A 20994-nucleotide genomic window follows, 5' to 3' on the forward strand; every position below is an offset into this window, starting at 1 on the left:
TGCCCCTGATATCTGCAAACGCCTGATGTCTCTACGAATCACTGACCATGGCAGATCCTCGAGACAAGCCCGAGGATGACGTCGCGCGTGATCGTCAGAACTTCGGATCAGGCCTATCGCGTCCCTGCTTGTCAGCGCTCGCCGTGACAAGCCTCGGGCGTCCCCTGGTGGAACCGCATCTGCCATCGGCCGTCTATCCAGCCCCACAGAGAGCTGCGCAGCCTGATCTTGCTCAATGCGCCGTCGATGCGCTCGCCCGTGCGATAGAGCAGCTGTGCCTCACCGGGGGCAAGCGCGCGAAGCTGGTAATCCCAGGCTTCGACCGGCGCGCGCGGGCGCATCGTCGCCTCGTCCGCCATGGCGGCGATGATCTCGTCGCGCTGGTAGACGCGTCCCGAACTGCCGATCTCGACAAAATCCTCCGCCAGCAGCGCCGCGACCGCCTCGGCATTGGCGCGAATGGCGGGCTGATGCAGGCGTTCTTCCAGCAGACGCAGGTGATCGAGATCCTGGACGGGAGCAGCGGAAGCAGCGCGCAACGCCACCACGGCATCGCGGGCGAAGACCGACATCGGAGCGGGCAGGGCGTCGAGCGGGAACCAGCCGATCTCTGCGATCTTGTCCGGCTCGGTCAGCCAGGGCTCGCCTGTGGTCTCGTCCGTCACATAGATGAGCGATACCCAGTGCTGGCGGTCGGCCGGGATGATCTGCTCGCTGAGGCAGAGAAAGCGCAAGGCGCCGATCGTCAGCCCGCTCTCCTCTTCCGCCTCGCGCCGCGCGGCCTCGGCCGCTGTCTCGCCATGGTCGACCTTACCGCCGACGATCGTCCAGTGGTGGGCCTCAGGCGCCTTCATGCGCCTGGCCATCAGCAGGCGACCCTCGCGCAGGATCGCCAGGCCACAGCCGACGCCGGGAAAGGTCAGGCCCGGTTTGGCGACCATGTCGATCGGTTCCAAAAGATCACCTGCAGTCCTATCAGCGCCGGTGGCATCCTCAACGACAAAAGGCGCACGCATCGCTGCGTCCGCCTTTTCGTCTTGTTTGCCCTGCGCGTCCGCCTCAAGCGGCTGCGCGCCCATCATGCTCAGGCCTTGCCGGCGATCAGCATGAAGGCCGGGATATCGTCGCCGAAGCCGACGGGGGTCGGGCCGTCATCCTGATCGCGGCGATAGCGGTTGCGCCGATCGCGGTTGTCGTCATTGGCCGGAGCCGGCGCCGGGGCCGGGCGATTGGCCTGGCGAGCGGAAGTCTGTCCCTTGGGCTGGGCCTTGCGTTCTGCTTTCACGGTATCCGCCTTCGCATTGGTCTCTTCGAGAACGGGAGTTTCCCCTGACTTCATGTCGGGGCGATGACTGTCGGCTGCACGCGCTTCCGCTTTTGCCTCTGCGCGGGGCGTCTCGGAACGACGGCCGCGATCACGATCACGATCCCGCTCACGCCGGCCGCCGCGCTCGCGCTTCGGCTTGGCGCTCTCATAACTCTCGGCCGGCGGCGGAAGTTCAGTCAGATCGCCGTTCAGCCACTCGATTTTCTGGTCGATCAGCTTCTCGATCGCGTCGAGATACTTGGTGTCGCGGCGGCTGACCAGCGTGAAGGCAGCGCCGGAGCGCCCAGCACGGCCGGTCCGGCCGATTCGGTGGACGTAATCCTCGGCATGGATCGGCACGTCGAAATTGAACACATGGCTGACATCGGGAATGTCGAGGCCGCGAGCGGCCACGTCCGAGGCCACCAGCAGGGTGATCTGATTGTCCTTGAAGCCTGCCAGCATCTTCGTGCGCGAGCTCTGGTCCATGTCGCCATGGAGCGCGCCGACGGAGAAGCCGTGACGGCTCAGCGAACGGTAGAGATCGGCCACGTCGAGCTTGCGATTGCAGAAGATGATCGCGTTCTTCAGATCTGTCTGCTCGCGGATGAGGTCGCGCAGAACGGCGCGCTTCTCGTAATCCTTGTCGTGAGTCGCGACGATGCGCTGGGTCACGGTCTTGGCGGTGGAGGAGGGCGGCGCCACCTCGATCCGCTCGGGATTCTGCAGGAAGCGATCTGCCAGCTTCTGAATCTCCGGCGGCATGGTGGCCGAGAAGAACAGGGTCTGGCGGGTGAAGGGGATCAGCTTGGCGATCCGCTCGATATCGGGAATGAAGCCCATGTCGAGCATGCGGTCGGCTTCGTCGATCACCAGGATCTCGACGCCGGTCATCAGCAGCTTGCCGCGCTCGCAATGGTCAAGCAGGCGGCCGGGGGTGCAGATCAGCACGTCGGCGCCACGCTCCAGCTTGCGGTCCTGCTCGTCGAAGGACACGCCGCCGATCAGCAGAGCGATGTTGAGCTTGTGATTCTTGCCGTATTTCTCGAAGTTTTCGGCCACCTGCGCCGCCAGTTCGCGCGTCGGTTCCAGGATCAGCGTGCGCGGCATGCGCGCCCGGGCGCGGCCCTTTTCGAGAAGCGTCAGCATCGGCAGAACGAAGGAGGCCGTCTTGCCGGTGCCCGTCTGGGCGATGCCGAGAATGTCGCGATGCTTCAGCGCGGGCGGAATGGCCCCCGCCTGGATCGGCGTCGGGATCGTGTAGCCGGCGTCGGTGACGGCGGAAAGGACTTTTTGGCTCAGGCCAAGGTCAGCAAAGGTGGTCAAAGGGAAAACTGTTTCCGTTCCGGTTCGTCCGAACCCTGGGTTTTTGCGGCTGCAGCAGCATTGTCGCGGGCCTCATAGGCTTAAAGCTGCGCAAAGTCAAGGAAAGCAGCCTTTTGCCGGGCCGCAGGCAGCGTTTCGACCGCGAAAATGGTTTCCAGCGCGCTATTTTGCATCCGCGAAGCAAGAAGGCCTCTCAGGCGAGTCGGATCCCGGCTAAAAGAGGCGATCGGCAGCGGTGCGAGCAGCCGCCTAATTGAGATAGGGAGCCAGCGTTCGCCCTGCCATCAGAAAGCGCATGGGATCAACGGGGCGGCCATCCAGCCGCACCTCGTAATGCAGGTGGGGTCCGGTGGAACGGCCGGTATTGCCGGAGAAGCCGAGCGTCGTTCCGGCCGTCACTTTCTGGCCGTTATGCACCGCGATCTCAGACATATGGGCGTAGCGCGTGGCCACGCCATTGCCATGGTCGATTTCCACGAGATAGCCATAGGAACCGTTGAAGCCGGCGGTGATCACCGTGCCGGGCGCGGTCGCATGCACGGCCGTTCCCACACCGATGCGGAAATCGATGCCGGAATGCAGGGCGAGGCGGCCGAGGAAGGGATCGGGGCGGTTGCCGAACGGGCTGGTGATCTGGCTGCCGGGTGCGGGGTTGCTGACCGGCAGGCGCCGCGCCTGCATCCGCGCCGATTCGAGCCGGGAAAGAGCGCCGTCGAGGGCCACGAGCGAGCGGTCGAAGCCATCAGGGGCCTGCGGCTCGATATAGGGGCCGCCAACCGCATCCTCGTCGCCCGCTGTCGGGCTGTTCGCCATGTCGAGCGGCACGCCGACCCGCGTGGCGATCGACTGGATCGCATCCGCCGTCTTGACCGCGTCCGCCGTCAGTGTGTCGATCTGCGCGCGCTGCTGGCGTTCGATCTGTTTCAGGGAAATCGTCACCTTGGAAAACAGCCGGTCGGCGCGATCGGAAAGGCTTTCGGCCGGGGCGGCGAGGCGGGCAAAGGCTCGGAGCGGGCCGGTCCGCGAGGGCTCGTCGCGCGGGGGCTCGGCCGGCCTGTCCGCCAGCGTCTTGTCCGCCGGGGTCTTAAGGCCGATCATCGCCTCGATCGCGCGGATGCCTTGCGCACTGGCGTGCTTGTCACGCGGGGCATAAGCCGGCATCGCCGGCTCCTCCTGCCCGTCGAGCGCCGGCGCTTCGTCGGCGCGAACATCCAGGCCGGAATCCTCGGCCCGCTCGACCAGGGAGCCGATCCGGCCATTGCGCGAGGAAATGGCCGACTGCTGCTCCAACAGCTTTTCCACCTTCTGCTCCACCACCTGCTGGTCGAGCAGCTGCCGGCTGGCCACGCGGTCCACCTGGGCGCGCAACGCGGCGATTCGGTCCTCGTAATCATGCTGCATGCGCGCCTGGCGGGCCATGGTGCCGCCGATCAGGTCGTCGCGCAGCATCAGATAGGCCGTGGCGCCGAGAAAGCCGACGCAGGTGAGCATGGAAAGTCCGATCGCCGTCGCCGTCATCCACGGTTTCAGCGTGACGTGACGCACCTTTTCGCCACGCGCCAGGATGAGGAGCCAGGGCTCCTTTCGCTGTCCGAAGACCCGGGATGAGGAAGTGTCTGTCACGGGCGACCTCTGGGGCGCGGGACGACCGGCCGCGCATATGAGGACATTGGGCTTTATTAAGGTTAAGATTTCCTTAACGCGCCCTTCCGCTCTCCCGGTTCCGCTTCGAAACAAATTGATGAGAGAAATTCTGCAAATATCTGACGCTGTTTGTGAAACGTCGTATTCCTTGAGGAGATGAAGCTTTAATGAAATCGACCTGCGCTAGATATTGGCGGAGGTTGTCATCGACCGGTAGAAGGCCGGGGTCAGGCCGGCTTCGGCGCGGGCGATGTCGTTGAAGGGCGCCTTGAGCGGTCCGCGGAAATTGGCGCGCACCAGATCCTGGAAGGCGCGCACCGGATCGCGCCGCTCGCGCTGGCAGAGGAAGCGGAACCATTTGGCGCCCACGGCCACATGGCCTTTCTCATCTTCGTAGATCACGTCGAGAACGGCGGCGCTCTCTGTATCTCCCGTCTCGCGCATCTTGGCCTGCAGGGCCGGCGTCACGTCGAGCCCGCGCGCCTCGAGAATCAGCGGCACGACGGCGAGCCGGGCGGTCAGGTCGTTGCGGGTATCGTGCGCCGCCTGCCACAGACCGTCATGCGCCGGCAGATCGCCATAGTCGGCCTCCATCGCGCGCAGGCGTGCCCGCACCAGCCGGAAATGCTTGGCCTCCTCGAAGGCCACCCGCATCCATCCTTCAAAGAAGGAGAGCGGCACCGGCTGGTCGGCAAAGCGCGCCACGATATCGAGCGCCAGATCGACGGCATTGAGCTCGATATGGGCGATGGCATGCAGAAGCGCCACGCGCCCCTGCGGCGTGTGCAGCGAGCGGCGCGGCACATTGCGGGGCGGGATGAGCTCCGGGCGCTCCGGCCGGCCCGGCCGCTCGGGCACCGGCGCGTCGAGCGGCGAGCGCAGCGAGAGGCGCCGCGCCGTCCAGCGGCGCGCCGTCTCCTGGGCCAGTTCGGTCTTCAGGTCGAGATCGGCCGCCGCAATCGCCTGTGCCGCGCCATCGCGCAGGCTGCGGATCGGCGGCAGCGCGATCGGGCCGGCCGAGGGCAGCATCAGCCTGCCGCCTTCACAGCCTGCAGCACCTCCTCGACATGGCCCGGCACTTTCACCTTCTCCCAGACGCGCGCCACGGTGCCATCCGGCGCGATCAGGATCGTCGTGCGCTCGACGCCCATGTAGCGCCGGCCATACATGCTCTTTTCCACCCAGACGCCATAGGCTTCGAGCGTGGTCTTCTCCTCGTCGGAGGCGAGCGCGATGCCGAGATTGTGCTTCTTGATGAACTTGTCATGCGCTTTGACCGGATCGGGCGACATGCCGATGATGGTGGCGCCGGCGGCTTCGAAATCAGGCGCGCGCGCGGTGAAGTCGATCGCCTCGACCGTGCAGCCGGAGGTGTCATCCTTCGGGTAGAAGTAGAGAACGACATGCCGGCCGCGATGATCGGCCAGCGAAATCGTGCCGCCGCCATCGCGCGGCAGCGTGAAGTCGGGAGCGGGGGAGCCAACAGCGGGCAGGGTCATATTGAATTCTCCTTATCGACCATTTCTCGCCGCACTTATATGGTCCTTGCGGCCCGATGGACCACCTGGGATTCGCGTGAGGCCGAGGTTTTCGACAGGATGGTGGCGCGGTCTGGGGCATCGCGCTGCAACGGGGTGAGAGATTTTCAGATCAGCCCGATGCAACCCAAGAGATCTCGGGCGAAGAGATCTCGGGCATGACGCTGCTTGTGATTGGCGGTCCGATGCTTCGGGATCTGTGCGGAAGGGCGGGGCGGCGGTCCTGTTTGAAGGCTGGTTTAAGGGCTAGCCCATGCCATCCCGGTCGGATCGCACACAGGGTCACGGAGCCTTGTCTTTCCGATGACGGGACCCATCTCGCTGATTGCAGGCGGCGGGACCATGACGCAAGGGGGCCGGCATTAACGCGGCCTCCGCGCCGATCAGATTGACGACGATGTGCGTGCTGCGCCTGCGCCGGCACACCAATGCGCCAGAAGAGGAAGAAGCCGCGCTGATGCCTTTCAACGACAGACCCGAAAGCTGAGCCTGCCGATGAGCGACATCCGCAATGAGCATGAGGCCCCGCCTCCTCCCGCAGCCACGCCGCCGGCGACGACCCCCGGCGCGCCAGGTGAGACCGGCGCGGGCAAAGGCCGAACGCGCCGTCGGCGCGGCTGGCCGGCCAGGCTGTTCAACGGCTGCCTCGGCCTGATCGTGATCGTGATCCTGGGCGCCGCGGGCCTCGTCGCCGCCATGGAGAACGGAGCCTTCGACAGCGTGCTGAACGAGCGCGCCACGGCGGCGCTCGACGCCGCCGTCGGCGAGAATTTTCGTGCGGAGGTGCGCTCCACCGTTCTGCGCCTTTCGCCCGATGGCGGCCTCGCGCTGCGCGCGCGCGGCGTGGCGCTGATCGACAATGCCAGCAATGCGCAGTTGATGAGCGCGGATGCAGTGTCGATCGAAGTCGATATGCGCGCGCTCCTGTCAGGACGCCTGGCGGTGACGCGCATCGAGGCTGATGGCGCGACGTTCGATTCCGCCCTCCTGCCGTCCGGCGGCCCGCTCGACCTGACCACGCTGCGCATTGCCAGCGTTCCCCAGGGGCTCGACGCCGTCTTCAAGCAGATGGATGCGATCGAGACGCTGATCAGCCGCAGCCAGACCAATGTCGTGCGTCTCTCGGATGTGAAGCTGGCGCTTGCGGGCCCGCGCAACCGCGTGGTCTCGGTGGATGTCGAGCGGCTGGACTTTGCCCGCGCACCCGATGGCTCCATGGCGATCGACGGCGCCTTTTCCATAGACGGACATGAAGCCGAGCTGCATCTGAAAGCGGAGCGGGGCGCGGGCCGCATCGAACGCTTGAGCGGCGCGTTGAGCGGCCTGCCGCTGCAAGCCCTGCTCTATCGCCCCGAGACGGACACCGAACCGGCCTTCGGCATCCAGGCCGAGGGCGGCCTGTCTATCGAGGCCATTCGCGGGCAGGGTGGTGCCCCCGGCCTGACGCTTTCGGCCCATGTCGCGCCCGGCACCTTCCATGCCGGCGACCTGCAGTCCGACGTGCTGCCGAGCGATCTCACGGCGTCCTATGATTTCGATCGCCGCGTGATCGTGCTGCAGCCCTCGATGCTGCGCTTCGGCGATGCCGTCTATCCGCTGGCGGGCACGCTGGCCGATCTTGCCGACCCAGCCGATCCGCAGGCCAAGGGCTTCGCCATCGACCTCGGCGTTATCGAAGGGCTGGCGGCGGCCACCGATGTCAACGAGGCGCCGCTGCCGTTCAATGCGACGATCAAGGGCCAGTTCCTGACCCAGACGCGCAATCTCGTTCTCAACGAGATGGCGATTCACAGCGCGTTGGGTTCATTGGTCGGCTCGCTGTCGGTCCAGTTCGGCACGACCTCGCCGGGGATCACCTTCGCCGCCTTGACCACCGATATGGCCTCGTCCGCCGTCAAGCAGCTCTGGCCCTGGTGGATGGGCAAGAATGCACGCAACTGGGTGGTGGCCAACATCTTCGGCGGCACGGTGAAGAATGGCAAGATCGAGGTGTCGATCGCCGAGGGCCGGCTGGCGGCAACGCCCGGTCCGGTCGATCTGGACGAGAACGAACTCAAGCTCGATTTCTCCATCGCTGACGCCCGCGTCAACATTGCCGGCGACATTCCGCCGCTGCGCGACGCCGATGGCAGCCTGAAACTGCGCGGCAAGCGTGTCGAGATCCAGTTCGACAAGGCCGCATCCTATTTCCCCTCCGGGCGCAAGGTGATGCTGGACGAGGGAACGCTGATCATGCCGGATGTGCATACCAAGCCCCTGATGGCGGAGATGCGCCTGGCGATCAGCGGGCAGGCGGATGCCGTGGCCGAGCTGACGACGTTCAAGCCGATCGACGCGCTGCGGCGCACGCCGTTCAAGCCAGATGACTTCAGGGGCCAGATCTCTGCCCATGTGGGCGCGCGCATCGGGCTGATCAACGATCAGCATCCGCCGCCGCCGCAATGGCAGGCCGAGCTGCAGCTCGACGGCGTGTCGCTGACGCGGCCCTTCTCCGGCCGCACCATTACCGATGTCGAAGGTGCTCTGCGGATCGATCCGCAGCAGGCGCAGCTCGACGCGACGGGCAAAGTCGACAGCTTCCCGCTCGACCTGACCATGGTGGAGCCGATCGGCGACAATGCGAAGGTGAAGCGGCTGCGCACCATCTCCGGCACACTGCCATCCGGCGCGCTCACCAAGCTGGCGCCCGAGCTGTCCAGCATCGTCACCGGGCCGATGGGCCTCGACATGTCGCTCGAGGATGGCGGACGGCAGGTGATCAATCTCGACCTCGCCAAGGCGACGGTGACTTTCCCCTATATCGGCTGGAGCAAGGGCCCCGGCGTGCCGGCCAAGGCGGCCCTGACCGTCACGGACAAGAACGGCACGACCTCCGTCAGGGGGCTCAAGCTCACCGGCGACAGCTTCGGCATTGCCGGCGATATGGTGCTGGACAAGGCCGGCCTCGTCAGCGCCCAGTTCGGCACGATCCGGCTCAGCACCGAGGACGATTTCGCCCTCGGCCTGAAGCGGCAGAAAGGCGGCTATGCGATCAACGTCTCGGGCGATTCGCTCGATGCGCGCACGGTGATCGCCGGCATGAAGGAGCCCGGGGGCAAGCCCACCGGCGTCGGCGATCCCCAGCGCATCAGCGTGACGGGCAATCTCAACGCGATGCGGGGCTTCCATGGCGAGCAGCTTTCCAACGTCAATCTGAGCTATGCCGCCAAGGGCCGCGAGATCAGCGGCCTGACGCTCTCGGCCGTCACCGGCAGCAGCCAGGCCGTGGTCGCGCGCATGGCGGCGGATGGCGATACGGTGGAGCTGACCAGCGGCGATGCCGGCGCCGTGGCCCGTTTCGCCGACATCTACAGCAATATGCGCGGCGGCCTTCTGAACCTGAAACTGCGCGCGCGCGGCGCCGGCTCCTGGCGCGGTACGGTAGACATCCGCAAATTCTCGATCGTGGACGAGGCGCGGCTGCAGTCGATGGTCTCGAGCCCCGCGCCTGACGGGCGCAGCCTGGGCGATGCGGCCAAGAAGGATATCGACGTGAAGACGGCCCGCTTCGAGCGCGCCTTCGCCAATCTGGCGCTCGACGGCGGCGCGATCTCCGTGGGCAATGGCGTGGTGCGCGGTGTCGATGTCGGCGCCACCTTCCAGGGCACGGTGCGCGACGCCAATGGCATGATGGACATGACCGGCACCTTCATGCCGGCCTATGGGCTGAACCGGCTATTCGGCGCCGTGCCGATCATCGGCGACCTGCTCGGCAATGGCCGCGACCGCGGCCTGCTCGGCATCACCTTCAAGCTCTCAGGGCGCTTCGACAAGCCCGATCTGACCATCAATCCGCTGTCGATCATCGCACCGGGCGTGTTCCGCTCGATCTTCGAGTTCCAGTAAAGCGTGAGCCGAACCCCATAAAAGAAAGGCCCGCCGGTGTCCTTGACGCGGCGGGCCTTTTTTCACGCTCGTTGCGCGCCCGTTCAGGCGGGGCGGACGAGGATATGCTTCTTCTTGCCGAGCGAGAGCTTGATCACGCCGTCGGCCGTGACTTCGCTTGTGCCGATCATCGCGCGCTCGTCGGAGACGGCGGCGTCGTTGATGCGCACGGCGCCGCCCTGAACATGGCGACGTGCTTCGCCGTTCGATGCGGCGAGCCCTGCGCGCACCACGAGCGACAGCAGGCCGACGCCCGCGTCCAGCTCGCTCCGGGGCACCTCGATCGAGGGCAGGCTGTCGGCCAGCGCGCCTTCCTCGAAGGTCTTGCGTGCGGTCTCGGCCGCTTCTTCGGCGGCCGCCCGGCCGTGGAGGACCGCGGTCACTTCCGTGGCGAGGATCTTCTTCGCCTCGTTGATCTCCGCACCGCCCAGCGCCGCCAGCCTGGCGATCTCATCCATCGGCAGTGTGGTGAACAGCTTGAGGAAGCGCTCGACATCGGCATCCTCGGTGTTGCGCCAGTATTGCCAGAAGTCATAGACCGGCAGGAGATCGGCATTGAGCCAGACGGCGCCCGAGGCAGACTTGCCCATCTTGGCGCCGGATGCCGTGGTCAGCAGCGGCGACGTCAGGGCGTAGAGCTGCGGCGTGCCCATGCGATGGCCGAGATCGATGCCGTTGATGATGTTGCCCCACTGATCCGAACCGCCCATCTGCAGGCGGCACTCGTAGCGCCGGGCGAGCTCGACGAAGTCATAGGCCTGGAGGATCATGTAGTTGAATTCCAGGAAGGAGAGCGACTGCTCCCGGTCCAGACGCGTCTTGACGCTGTCGAAGGACAGCATACGGTTGACCGAGAAGTGCCGGCCGACATCGCGCAGGAATTCGAGATAGTTCAGCGAGCGCAGCCATTCGGCATTGTTGATCATCAGGGCGCCATTGCCGGGCCGCTCGTAATCCAGATAGCTGGAGAACACCCGCTTGATCGAGGCGATGTTCTCCTCGATCATCTCGACAGTCATCAGCTTGCGCGCCTCCTCCTTGAAGGAGGGATCGCCGACCATGCCGGTGCCGCCGCCCATCAGCGAGATCGGCCGGTGGCCGGTCGCCTGGAACCAGTGCAGCATCATGATCTGGGTGAGGTGGCCGACATGCAGGCTGGAGGCCGTGGGATCATAGCCGATATAAGCAGTGACCATTTCCTTCGACAGAAGATCGTCCAGACCCGTCTCGTCGGAAATCTGGTGAATGAAGCCGCGCTCCTTGAGCGTGCGCAGGAAATCGGATTTGAATTCGGACATGGTCCCGTCTCTTCTTCGTCTGGATCGGCCAGCGCTTCGTCCTGGTCTGGCGGCGAGGGGCTTGCGCCCGGACGCGCCGTCATGCATCTGCGCGCTCTGGCGGACGCGCAAGGTCACGGGCGCCATTATCATCAAAAAGTTGACTGTGCACCCGTTTGTTGAATAGGCCCGCGCCAGCAGAGGAGAACGGCGATGACCGCAAGCCTGACCGCGATCGGCCTGATGAGCGGCACCAGCCTCGACGGGATCGATGTCGCGCTCCTGCGCACGGACGGCCTGCGTGTCGAAGCGCGGGGACCTTCGCTTGCCGTGCCCTATCCCCCAAGCTTCCGCCGCCGGCTGCTGGATGGGCTGGAGGTCGCCAGGCAGATCCGGCTGCGCTTTGACAGGCCAGGCATGCTGGCGCGGCTGGAGCAGGATCTCACCGCCCTGCATGCGGTTGCGGTGCAGGATTTCCTGCATGCCAACAGCCTGACGCCTGGCGAGATCGACGTGATCGGCTTTCACGGCCAGACCGTGCTCCACCGACCGCAGGAGGGGCTGACGGTCCAGATCGGCGACGGCGGCGCTCTGGCGCGCGCCACCGGAATCCGCACGGTCTACGACATGCGCGCGCGCGACATGGAGGACGGCGGGCAGGGCGCGCCGCTCATCCCCGCCTATCACGCCGCCCTTGCCGAGGCGCTGCCTGCGCAGCTTTCGCGGCCCGTCGTCTTCGTCAATATTGGCGGCATCTCGAACCTGACCTTTCTCGGCCGGGATCCGGGCCAGCTGATCGCCTTCGACAGCGGCCCGGGCAACACGCTGATCGACCAATGGGTGGAGGCGCATACGGGTGCGGCCTGCGATATCGACGGACGGCTGGCGGCGGCGGGAAAGCTCGATGCCGGCCTGATCGAGCGCTACCTCGCCCATCCCTTCTTCACCGGCAATCATCGCCGCGCGCTCGACCGCAACGACTTCGCCCCGCCGGAAAAGGGCAGCCTGCCGCTGGAGGCGGGCGCGCGCAGTCTGGCGCGCGTGACCGCCGCCGCGATTCTCGCCTCCGCCCGGCACCTGCCGGAACGGGTCGGCACCTATGTCATCTGCGGCGGGGGACGGCACAATCCGGTGATCTTGCAGGATCTACGCGATCTCGCGGGGCAAGAGGGCGCCCAGGTGATCACGGCCGAGGATGCAGGGTTCGATGGCGATGCGATGGAGGCCGAGGCCTGGGCGTTCCTGGCGGTGCGCGCGCTGAAAGGCCTGCCGCTGACCTATCCGGGCACCACTGGGGTGAGCGCGCCCGTGACGGGCGGCGTGGTGGCGGAGCCGGACTGAGAGCGATCATCGCCGGCATCGACGAGGCCGCGCTGCGCGCTCTGGCGAAATTTTTCGAAGGCCTCGAATTCCTCGACCATCCGTTCGCTCATCTCGCAAAGCAGGCTCGCGACCGTCACGTTCTGGAGCGCGGCGACCCGTTTGATCCGCTCGGCAAGGTCGCTCGATGCGGGAAAGCTCAGCCGGGTCATGCGCATCCGCCTTTTCTGACAAAGGCCACAGCGCAGGCGTTCGACAAAACGCGCAAGAACGCCATCAATCCTTCGACCTGCCTCAAAATCATGTCGGGCCTCCGATATCATCGCAAGGACAAGGTCGGGAGCGTGGGACACGGGCATCATGTTCAGCCCGTCGACATCCCGACGGCCTCTTCTATAACACATCCCGCCTGACGTGTAGAGACGCCGCAATATGACAGCCAAAAGTTTGGTTAGCTTATGGTGCCTCGCGATATCCCGGCTTGGCAGAGCCTGTTTCGAAATGGAGCGCGCTTATGCGGCTTGATGGCGCATAAAAAAACGGAGGCCCTCGGGACGAGGACCTCCGCTCATGATTGGACCGTTCACGGATCGGCTCCGCCGCTGCGGCGGCCGATCTTACAGTCTGTTCAAGAATTGCCGTTGGCCTGACGAAAATAGTGATTTCGAGAACCGGAGCACAGCGTATTTTCGTACGTGAGCACCGGAAGCACAGAAATTGCCATTTGCAGGCGGCCAACGGCGATTATTGGATAGACTGTTAGCGAAGCCGTTTGGCAGCGGGTTCCGGCGTCAGCTCGCCCATCAGGCGGCGATCGAGATAGTCCTCGCATTCCGCCATCAGCGTTTCGACCTGGCCGTTGAAGAAATGGTTGGCCTCCGGCACGGTGCGATGGGTGATCAGGATGCCCTTCTGCGCCTTCAGCTTCTCGACCAGATTGTTGACGTCCTTTTCCGGCGCGACCTTATCCAGCTCGCCATTGATGATCAGGCCGGAGGAGGGGCAGGGCGCCAGGAAGGAGAAGTCATAGGTGTTGGGCTGCGGCGCCACCGAGATGAAGCCTTCGATTTCCGGCCGGCGCATCAGGAGCTGCATGCCGATCCAGGCGCCGAAGGAATAGCCGGCCACCCAGCAGCTCTTCGAATCGGGATGCATGCTCTGCACCCAGTCGAGCGCGGAGGCTGCGTCCGACAGTTCGCCGGCGCCATGGTCGAATTCGCCCTGGCTGCGGCCGATCGAGCGGAAATTGAAACGCAGCGTGGTGAAGCCCCGCTTCTGGAACATGTAGAACAGCTGGTAGACGATCTGATTGTTCATCGTCCCGCCGAACTGCGGATGCGGATGCAGCACGATCGCGATCGGCGCATTCTTCTGCTTGGACGGCTGGTAACGACCCTCCAGTCGCCCTGCGGGACCGTTGAAAATCACTTCAGGCATTGCATCTCCGGAAAAAATGGGGCGGCCATGCCGCGTCCTGCCCATGCTGTCTTGACGAAAGCAGTCAGCTTTTCTAGAACGCAGTTTAGAACCATTCAAAAACTCTGGCGCGGCCGGTGCCGCGCGGGTGTCGTCTCTTACGGCAAGCGGCCTGACGATATCAAGGAAAATGCGGTGACAGCGCTTTCCTTGATGAGGACGCGGCCGGGCGGGGCACAAGACGGAACGGAACCGATGAGCCGGGCGCGCATCTATATGGACTGGAATGCGACGGCGCCGCTTCTCGACGAAGCGCGCGCGGCCATCCTGTCCGCGCTCGATTGCCCGGGCAACCCCTCCTCCGTGCATGCCGAAGGCCGGCGGGCGCGCCAGATGGTGGAGGCCGCGCGCCGGTCGGTGGCCAGCCTGTGTGGCACGCTTCCCGCCCATGTGACCTTCACCAGCGGCGCCACCGAGGCCGCCAATCAGGTGCTGACGCCGGATTTCCGCATGGGCCGCACGCCGCTTGCGATCGGCCGCCTGTATGTTTCGGCGGTCGAGCATCCGGCCGTGATGGCCGGCGGGCGCTTCAGCCCCGACCGGATCACGGTTCTGCCGGTGAATGGCGATGGCGTCATCGATCTTGGCCAGCTGGACGAGGCGCTGCAGGCACATGATGCGACGTCCGGCCTGCCGATGGTGGCCGTGATGCTCGCCAACAATGAGAGCGGCGTGATCCAGCCCGTGGCCGAGGTTGCGGGCTCAGTTCGCTGCGCCGGCGGGGTCCTGGTGGTGGATGCGGTGCAGGCAGCCGGGCGTCTTGCCCTGTCGATCGAGGCGCTTGGGGCGGATTTCCTGATTCTCTCGGCCCACAAGCTGGGTGGCCCGAAGGGCGTCGGCGCGCTGGTATCGCGCGGCGAGATGCTGATGCCGGCGCCGCTGATGCGCGGCGGCGGGCAGGAAAAGGGGCATCGCTCCGGCACGGAAAACCCCGCGGGCGTGGCCGGGTTCGGCGCGGCGGCGCATGTTGCAACCCGCGATCTCGAACCGCGCATGGCGCAGGTGACGGCCTTGCGCGACCGGCTGGAGAGCGGGATGCGGGCGGCCGTGCCCGGCCTGGTGATTCATGGCGCAGCTGCGGCCCGGATCGGCAATACCAGCCTCGTGACGATCCCGGGGCTTAAATCCGAGACGCTGCAGATCGCGCTCGACCTCGAAGGCATTGCCGTCTCCTCGGGTTCGGCCTGCTCGTCCGGCAAGGTCGGTCGCAGCCCCGTGCTCGACGCCATGGGCGTCAAGGGGGAAGAAGGCGCGCTGCGCCTCTCGCTCGGGCCACAGACGAATGAGGACGAGGTGGAGCGCGTGGTGGCGGCCATCGGGCGGATCGCCGCGCGCAAGCGGGAGGCCGGCGTGGCAGCCTGAGCCTTGCTCGAACCCTTCGCAGCCGCGCAAAAGCGTCGGAAAAGCCCGGGAAATGCCGGGCAGGCGGATGAAAATCGACACGGCGCCCCTTACATAGGCGCCAACAGACGACAGACGATTGATAAAGCAAGCCCGGCAAAAAGCGCCGGCAGATGGAGAAAGCCATGGCTGCTGTGCAGGAAACGATCGACCAGGTGCGCCTGATCGACGTCGACCAGTACAAATACGGTTTCGAATCCGCCATCGAGATGGACAAGGCGCCCAAGGGCCTGTCCGAAGAGATCATCCGTTTCATCTCCGCCAAGAAGCAGGAGCCGGACTGGATGCTGGAATGGCGGCTGGACGCCTACAAGCGCTGGTTGACCATGGAGGAGCCCAGCTGGGCCCGCGTGGACTATCCGAAGATCGACTTCAACGACCTGCATTATTATGCCGCGCCGAAGAGCCAGAGCGGTCCGAAGTCGATCGACGAGGTCGATCCGGAGATCCTCAAGATCTATGAGAAGCTCGGCATTCCGCTGCGCGAGCAAGAGATCCTGGCCGGCGTGAAGACCTCGAAGATCGCGGTGGACGCCGTGTTCGACTCGGTCTCGGTCGTCACCACCTTCAAGGAAGAGCTGAAGAAGGCCGGCGTGATCTTCATGTCGATCTCGGAAGCCATTCGCGAATATCCCGATCTCGTGCGCCAATATCTGGGCTCGGTCGTGCCCACGACCGACAATTATTACGCCACACTGAACTCGGCCGTCTTCACCGACGGGTCCTTCGTCTTCGTGCCCAAGGGCGTCCGCTGCCCGATGGAGCTGTCGACCTATTTCCGTATCAACGAGAAGAACACCGGGCAGTTCGAGCGCACGCTGATCATCGCCGAGGAAGGGGCCTATGTCTCCTATCTCGAAGGCTGCACCGCGCCGCAGCGCGACGAGAACCAGCTGCATGCCGCCGTGGTCGAGCTGGTGGCGCTTGACGATGCCGAGATCAAATATTCCACCGTCCAGAACTGGTATCCGGGCGACAAGGAAGGCAAGGGCGGCATCTACAACTTCGTAACAAAGCGCGGCGATTGCCGCGGCCACCGCTCGAAGATCTCCTGGACTCAGGTCGAAACCGGCTCCGCCATCACCTGGAAATATCCGAGCTGCATCCTGCGCGGCGACGACAGCCGCGGCGAGTTCTACTCGATCGCCGTCTCCAACGGCCATCAGCAGATCGACTCGGGCACCAAGATGATCCATCTCGGCAAAAACACATCGAGCCGCATCATCTCCAAGGGCATCGCCGCCGGCGTCTCGCAGAACACCTATCGCGGCCAGGTCTCGGCCCACCGCAAGGCCACCAATGCGCGCAACTTCACCCAGTGCGACTCGCTCCTGATTGGCGACCGCTGCGGCGCGCACACCGTGCCCTATATCGAGGCCAAGAACGCCACCGCTCAGTTCGAGCACGAGGCGACCACCTCGAAGATCTCCGAGGATCAGCTGTTCTACTGCCTGCAGCGCGGCATTCCCGAGGAAGCGGCGATCGCCCTGATCGTCAACGGCTTCGTCAAGGAAGTGATCCAGGAACTGCCGATGGAATTTGCGGTGGAAGCGCAGAAGCTGATCGGGATCTCGCTTGAGGGGTCTGTGGGCTGATGGGAGCTCCGACTGCCAAGTCTCACGCCGTCATCCTCGGGCTTGTCCCGAGGATCTGCTGAGCCAAAGGCAGGACAATGTGCGGCTTTGTCTACATGATGTCAGACAAGCCGCGCGGCGTCATCTACACCGGTGTGACCAGCGATCTGCAGGGACGCATTTGGGAACATCGTAATGAAGTGCGTGAGGGGTTTACGTCGAAGTACCAAGCAAAGAACCTCATCTGGTTTGAGCGCCACCCCAACATCGTTCTTGCCATACAATGCGAGAAGTCGCTCAAGCGATATCGCCGGGAATGGAAGATCAGACTGATCGAGGAGCTTAATCCGACTTGGCTTGATCTCTATGAAGAGATCGACAGGATCGACAACCCCTACATGCCGCATCGGAATACGACGCGCTGGAACGATTATAATTGAACCGCAGCAGATCCTCGGGACAAGCCCGAGGATGACGGAATGGGAAAGCACTTCGCGAAATTGGCAGAGGCGTCAGAGTTAGCTTCGTCATCCTCGGGCTTGTCCCGAGGATCTACTGCCGAACCGCAAAGGGCACGGTGGCTGTGGGGATGCATCCGACAGTCAGCGTCTTGCCCGGACAAATGACAGCACCGGACCCGGTGCACAAACGACCGCCGGCGGCCTTGACCCGCCCTATGAACAGGAACTGAACATGCTTGAGATCAAGAACCTGCACGCCCGCATCGCCGAGGATGGCACCGAGATCATTCGTGGCCTGAACCTCACCGTGAAGGCCGGGGAAGTGGCCGCGATCATGGGGCCGAACGGGTCGGGCAAGTCGACCCTGTCCTACATCCTGTCGGGCCGCGAGGATTACGAGGTCACCGAGGGCGACATCCTTTACAATGGCGAGAGCATTCTTGAGCTGGACGCTTCGGAGCGCGCCGCCAAGGGGATCTTCCTGGCCTTCCAGTATCCGGTCGAAATTCCCGGCGTCGCCACCATGCAGTTCCTCAAGGTGGCCATGAACGAGCAGCGGAAATATCGTGGCGAGGAAGAGCTTTCCACGCCTGACTTCATGCGCCGCGTGAAGGAAGCCGCCGCCGAGCTGAAGATCGCGCCCGACATGCTGAAGCGTCCGCTGAACGTTGGCTTCTCCGGTGGTGAGAAGAAGCGTGCGGAAGTGCTGCAGATGGCGCTGCTCCAGCCCAAGCTCTGCGTGCTGGATGAGACCGATTCCGGCCTCGACATCGACGCGCTGAAGATCGTTGCCGATGGCGTCAATGCGCTGCGCTCGCCCGATCGCGCCGTGATCGTCATCACCCACTACCAGCGCCTGCTCGACTATATCGTGCCGGATACCGTCCATGTTCTTTACAAGGGCCAGGTGATCAAGTCCGGTCCGAAGGAACTGGCGCATGAACTGGAAGCCAATGGCTATGCCGACATCATCGGCGCAGCGGCCTGAGGAGCGACGCATGACCGCTCACACCGCTTCCCCCATGACAGCGGCCGAGACCGCGCTGATGGACGCCTATACCCAGCAGCTCGGTGATCTGCCGGGCGATGGTGCCGTGCTCTCGGCGCGCGACACGCTGATCTCCGAGCTGAAGGCTTCGGGCCTGCCGACGCGCCGCGTCGAGGCCTGGCATTACACCGACCTGCGCGCGCTCCTGCGCAGCATTCCCGCCTTCGACGCGACGGCCTTTGCCCGCGGCGTCGAGCCGCTGGTGGCCGGCTCCGCCGTCCTGCGCGTGGTCGGCGGTCATGCCGATGGATCGAATGCGCCCGAGGGACTGACGGTCACGACCTATGCACAGTCGCTGCTCAGCGGCACGGCCGCCGGGGATCTCGCCGCGCGCGGCAATGACGATGCCATCGGTCAGCTGAACGGCAGCTTCGTGCGCGACGGGCTGGAGATTTCGCTTGCCGACGACAGCGCTCTCGCCCAGCCGCTGGAGCTGCAGATCGTCCAGGGCGCCGGCCAGAGCCATCTGCGCTTCCCGGTCACCTTCGGCATGCGCTCCAGGGCCACCGTGATCGAGCGCCATCTGTCGCAAAGCGAGACGGGTGCGCTGGTCAGCAGCGTCAGCGACCTGATTATCGAGGATGGCGCCGATGTCACCTGGATCCTGGTGCAGGAACAGGGCGCCGCCGATACCCATCTCGGCCAGCTGAATTTCGAGCTGGGCGCGGATGCACAGTTCCGCCTGTTCGTTATCAATGCCGGCGGCAAGCTGGTGCGCCAGGAAGTGCATGGCGTCGTCAATGGTGAGGGCTCGGATTTCAAGCTGCGGGCCGTCAATCTGATGGGCGGCGAGAGCCATACGGACCTGACCTTTACGCTCGGCCATGACGTGCCGAACACGACCTCGACGGAGATCATCCGCAACGTGGTGTTCGACCGGGCGCGCGGCGTGTTCCAGGGCCAGATCCGCGTGGCGCAGGACGCGCAGAAGACCGATGCGAAGATGGCGTGCAACACGCTGCTTCTGTCCGACGAGGCCGATTTCTCGGCCAAGCCGGAGCTGGAAATCTTCGCCGACGACGTGCAGTGCGGCCATGGCGCGACGGTGATCGACCTCAACCCGACGCATCTCTACTATCTTCAGGCCCGTGGCATTCCGGAAAAGCGCGCACGCCAGATGCTGATCAACGCCTTCGTCGACGAGGTGGTCGAGGAGCTGGAGGACGAAGCGCTCGTCGCCGCGCTCGAGGGTATCATCGAAGGCTGGCTGGACAGCCACGCCTGACGGTTCTCGCCATGGCATGGTCACGTTTGACCCTGCCATGGCGCCGACGGTCAAAGGCCTGGGATTTGCCGGTCTGTCTTGCCCGGCAACGTGGCTGACGGGGCTGGCGGATCTTGAGCCAGTTGAGAGGGCGCCGCCCGCCAGCAACAATATCCGCCCGGAGACGGGCGAGGCCGGACAGGCGCCGCGCAGGGCCTGCGCCATCGCTCAGGGAGTTCATCCACTATGACGATTTCTTCGCAGAAGCTTGCTCCGGCCTACGATGTCGAGGCCGTCAGGCGCGATTTTCCGATCCTGTCGCGCACCGTCCATGGCAAGCCGCTGGTCTATCTGGACAATGGCGCCTCCGCACAGAAGCCGCAGGCGGTGATCGACGCGGTCACCCACGCCTATTCCAACGAATATGCCAACGTGCATCGCGGCCTGCATTTCCTCTCCAATGCCGCGACCGAAGCCTATGAGGGCGCGCGCGAAACCGTGCGACGCTTCCTCAATGCTGGCTCGCTGGACGAGGTGATCTTCACCAAGTCCTCCACCGAGGCGATCAACACGGTCGCCTATGGCTGGGCGATGCCCAATATCGGCGAGGGCGACGAGATCGTCCTGTCGATCCTGGAGCATCACTCCAACATCGTGCCCTGGCATTTCCTGCGCGAGCGGCAGGGCGCCAAGCTGGTCTGGGCACCTGTCGATGACGACGGCGCTTTCCATCTTGCCGATTTCGAGGCGTGCCTCACCGAGCGCACCAAGCTGATTGCCATCACCCATATGTCGAATGCACTGGGCACGGTGGTTCCGGTCAAGGAGATCTGCCGCATCGCCCGCGAGCGCGGCATCCCTGTGCTGGTCGATGGCAGCCAGGGCGCCGTTCACATGCCGGTCGATGTGCGCGACATTGATTGCGACTGGTATGTGATGACCGGCCACAAGCTTTACGGCCCCTCCGGCATCGGCGTGCTCTATGGCAAGCGCGACCGGCTGATGGCCATGCGCCCCTTCCTCGGCGGCGGCGACATGATCCTCGACGTCACGCTCGACAATGTCACCTACAACGATCCGCCGCACCGGTTCGAGGCCGGCACGCCGCCGATCGTGCAGGCGATCGGCCTTGGGGTGGCGCTGAACTATATGGAAAGCCTCGGCCGCGCGGCCATCGCCGCGCATGAGGCGGACCTGACCGCCTATGCCAGCGAGCGGCTCTCGGCGATCAATGCGCTGCGCATCATCGGCCAGGCGCCGGGCAAGGGCGCGATCTTCTCGCTGGCGATCGACGGCGTGCATGCCCATGACATTTCGACTGTTATCGACCGGGCCGGTGTGGCCGTGCGCGCTGGCACCCATTGTGCCCAGCCGCTCTTGACACGCTTCGGTGTCACGTCCACATGCCGGGCATCGTTCGGGCTCTACAATACCCGCGCGGAAGTGGACGCGCTCGCCGATGCGCTCGACATGGCGCGCCGCTTCTTTTCCTGAG

The 20994-nt window shown here is 64.8% G+C and carries 17 protein-coding genes and 1 pseudogene; 8 read left to right on the top strand and 10 right to left on the bottom strand.

The annotated features are described in order from the left end of the window. Positions 1 to 131: 131 nt before the first annotated feature. From BJF92_RS25970 to BJF92_RS25050, 7 genes and pseudogenes are all read right to left on the bottom strand, one after another. Positions 132 to 548, bottom strand: a complete 417-nt coding sequence (locus BJF92_RS25970) for a nuclear transport factor 2 family protein (RefSeq protein WP_245294674.1) — start codon at positions 546 to 548, stop codon at positions 132 to 134. Next, positions 537 to 941 (bottom strand): annotated as a pseudogene (locus tag BJF92_RS25975) (NUDIX domain-containing protein); the annotation flags it as partial. The pseudogene BJF92_RS25975 and the gene BJF92_RS25970, both read right to left, overlap by 12 nt. Before the next feature lie 143 nt (positions 942 to 1084). Beyond that, complete coding sequence (locus BJF92_RS06345; RefSeq protein ID WP_075633892.1) at positions 1085 to 2632, bottom strand: DEAD/DEAH box helicase; 1548 nt, start codon at positions 2630 to 2632, stop codon at positions 1085 to 1087. A 249-nt stretch (positions 2633 to 2881) separates the two neighbouring features. Continuing rightward, entirely contained in the window at positions 2882 to 4255 is a 1374-nt protein-coding gene (locus tag BJF92_RS06350) for a M23 family metallopeptidase (RefSeq protein ID WP_075633893.1), read from the bottom strand. 204 nt (positions 4256 to 4459) lie between these two features. After that, positions 4460 to 5305, bottom strand: coding sequence for a ferritin-like domain-containing protein (locus BJF92_RS06355; protein ID WP_075633894.1), 846 nt, complete (start codon positions 5303 to 5305; stop codon positions 4460 to 4462). Then, positions 5305 to 5775, bottom strand: a complete 471-nt coding sequence (locus BJF92_RS06360; RefSeq protein ID WP_075633895.1) for a peroxiredoxin — start codon at positions 5773 to 5775, stop codon at positions 5305 to 5307. The genes BJF92_RS06355 and BJF92_RS06360 overlap by 1 nt, the downstream gene beginning before the upstream one ends. A gap of 321 nt (positions 5776 to 6096) precedes the next feature. Next, positions 6097 to 6333 carry a hypothetical protein gene (locus BJF92_RS25050; protein WP_143523934.1) on the bottom strand — a complete coding sequence of 79 codons (237 nt, stop codon included), beginning with the start codon at positions 6331 to 6333 and terminating at the stop codon, positions 6097 to 6099. Here BJF92_RS25050 and BJF92_RS06365 point away from each other — a divergent pair. Continuing rightward, positions 6310 to 9699 (top strand): YhdP family protein, encoded by a 3390-nt coding sequence (locus BJF92_RS06365; RefSeq protein WP_075633896.1) that lies wholly within the window; start codon positions 6310 to 6312, stop codon positions 9697 to 9699. The two genes, BJF92_RS25050 and BJF92_RS06365, sit on opposite strands and share 24 nt — an antisense overlap. An 83-nt stretch (positions 9700 to 9782) precedes the next feature. On the opposite strand, the gene tyrS is transcribed toward BJF92_RS06365, so the two are convergent. After that, positions 9783 to 11036 (bottom strand): tyrosine--tRNA ligase, encoded by a 1254-nt coding sequence (gene tyrS, locus BJF92_RS06370; protein ID WP_075633897.1) that lies wholly within the window; start codon positions 11034 to 11036, stop codon positions 9783 to 9785. Between the two features lie 192 nt (positions 11037 to 11228). On the opposite strand from tyrS, the gene BJF92_RS06375 reads away from it, so the two are divergent. Beyond that, a complete protein-coding gene (locus tag BJF92_RS06375; RefSeq protein ID WP_075633898.1) occupies positions 11229 to 12356 on the top strand; it encodes an anhydro-N-acetylmuramic acid kinase in 1128 nt (375 codons plus the stop codon). Here BJF92_RS06375 and BJF92_RS25055 read toward each other — a convergent pair. Further along, entirely contained in the window at positions 12293 to 12697 is a 405-nt protein-coding gene (locus BJF92_RS25055) for a hypothetical protein (RefSeq protein WP_143523935.1), read from the bottom strand. The genes BJF92_RS06375 and BJF92_RS25055 overlap by 64 nt on opposite strands. 397 nt (positions 12698 to 13094) lie before the next feature. Further along, a complete protein-coding gene (locus BJF92_RS06385) occupies positions 13095 to 13772 on the bottom strand; it encodes an alpha/beta hydrolase (RefSeq protein ID WP_075633970.1) in 678 nt (225 codons plus the stop codon). 234 nt (positions 13773 to 14006) lie between these two features. Here BJF92_RS06385 and BJF92_RS06390 point away from each other — a divergent pair, with 234 nt between their 5' ends. The 6 genes from BJF92_RS06390 (at position 14007) to BJF92_RS06415 (ending at position 20993) form a co-directional block, all read left to right on the top strand. Then, a complete protein-coding gene (locus BJF92_RS06390) occupies positions 14007 to 15173 on the top strand; it encodes a cysteine desulfurase family protein (protein ID WP_075633900.1) in 1167 nt (388 codons plus the stop codon). A 164-nt stretch (positions 15174 to 15337) separates the two neighbouring features. After that, a complete protein-coding gene (gene sufB / locus BJF92_RS06395; RefSeq protein ID WP_075633971.1) occupies positions 15338 to 16807 on the top strand; it encodes a Fe-S cluster assembly protein SufB in 1470 nt (489 codons plus the stop codon). Between the two features lie 77 nt (positions 16808 to 16884). Then, entirely contained in the window at positions 16885 to 17226 is a 342-nt protein-coding gene (locus BJF92_RS06400; RefSeq protein ID WP_075633901.1) for a GIY-YIG nuclease family protein, read from the top strand. A 253-nt stretch (positions 17227 to 17479) separates the two neighbouring features. Then, positions 17480 to 18235, top strand: a complete 756-nt coding sequence (gene sufC, locus BJF92_RS06405) for a Fe-S cluster assembly ATPase SufC (RefSeq protein WP_075633902.1) — start codon at positions 17480 to 17482, stop codon at positions 18233 to 18235. Between the two features lie 10 nt (positions 18236 to 18245). Beyond that, positions 18246 to 19520: a Fe-S cluster assembly protein SufD gene (gene sufD / locus BJF92_RS06410; protein ID WP_075633903.1), complete on the top strand. Its 1275-nt coding sequence runs from the start codon at positions 18246 to 18248 to the stop codon at positions 19518 to 19520. A gap of 225 nt (positions 19521 to 19745) precedes the next feature. Continuing rightward, a complete protein-coding gene (locus BJF92_RS06415; protein ID WP_075633904.1) occupies positions 19746 to 20993 on the top strand; it encodes a cysteine desulfurase in 1248 nt (415 codons plus the stop codon). Position 20994: the final 1 nt, after the last annotated feature.

Origin of the sequence: Xaviernesmea rhizosphaerae (assembly GCF_001938945.1) — a bacterium.
Classification (GTDB): domain Bacteria; phylum Pseudomonadota; class Alphaproteobacteria; order Rhizobiales; family Rhizobiaceae; genus Xaviernesmea; species Xaviernesmea rhizosphaerae.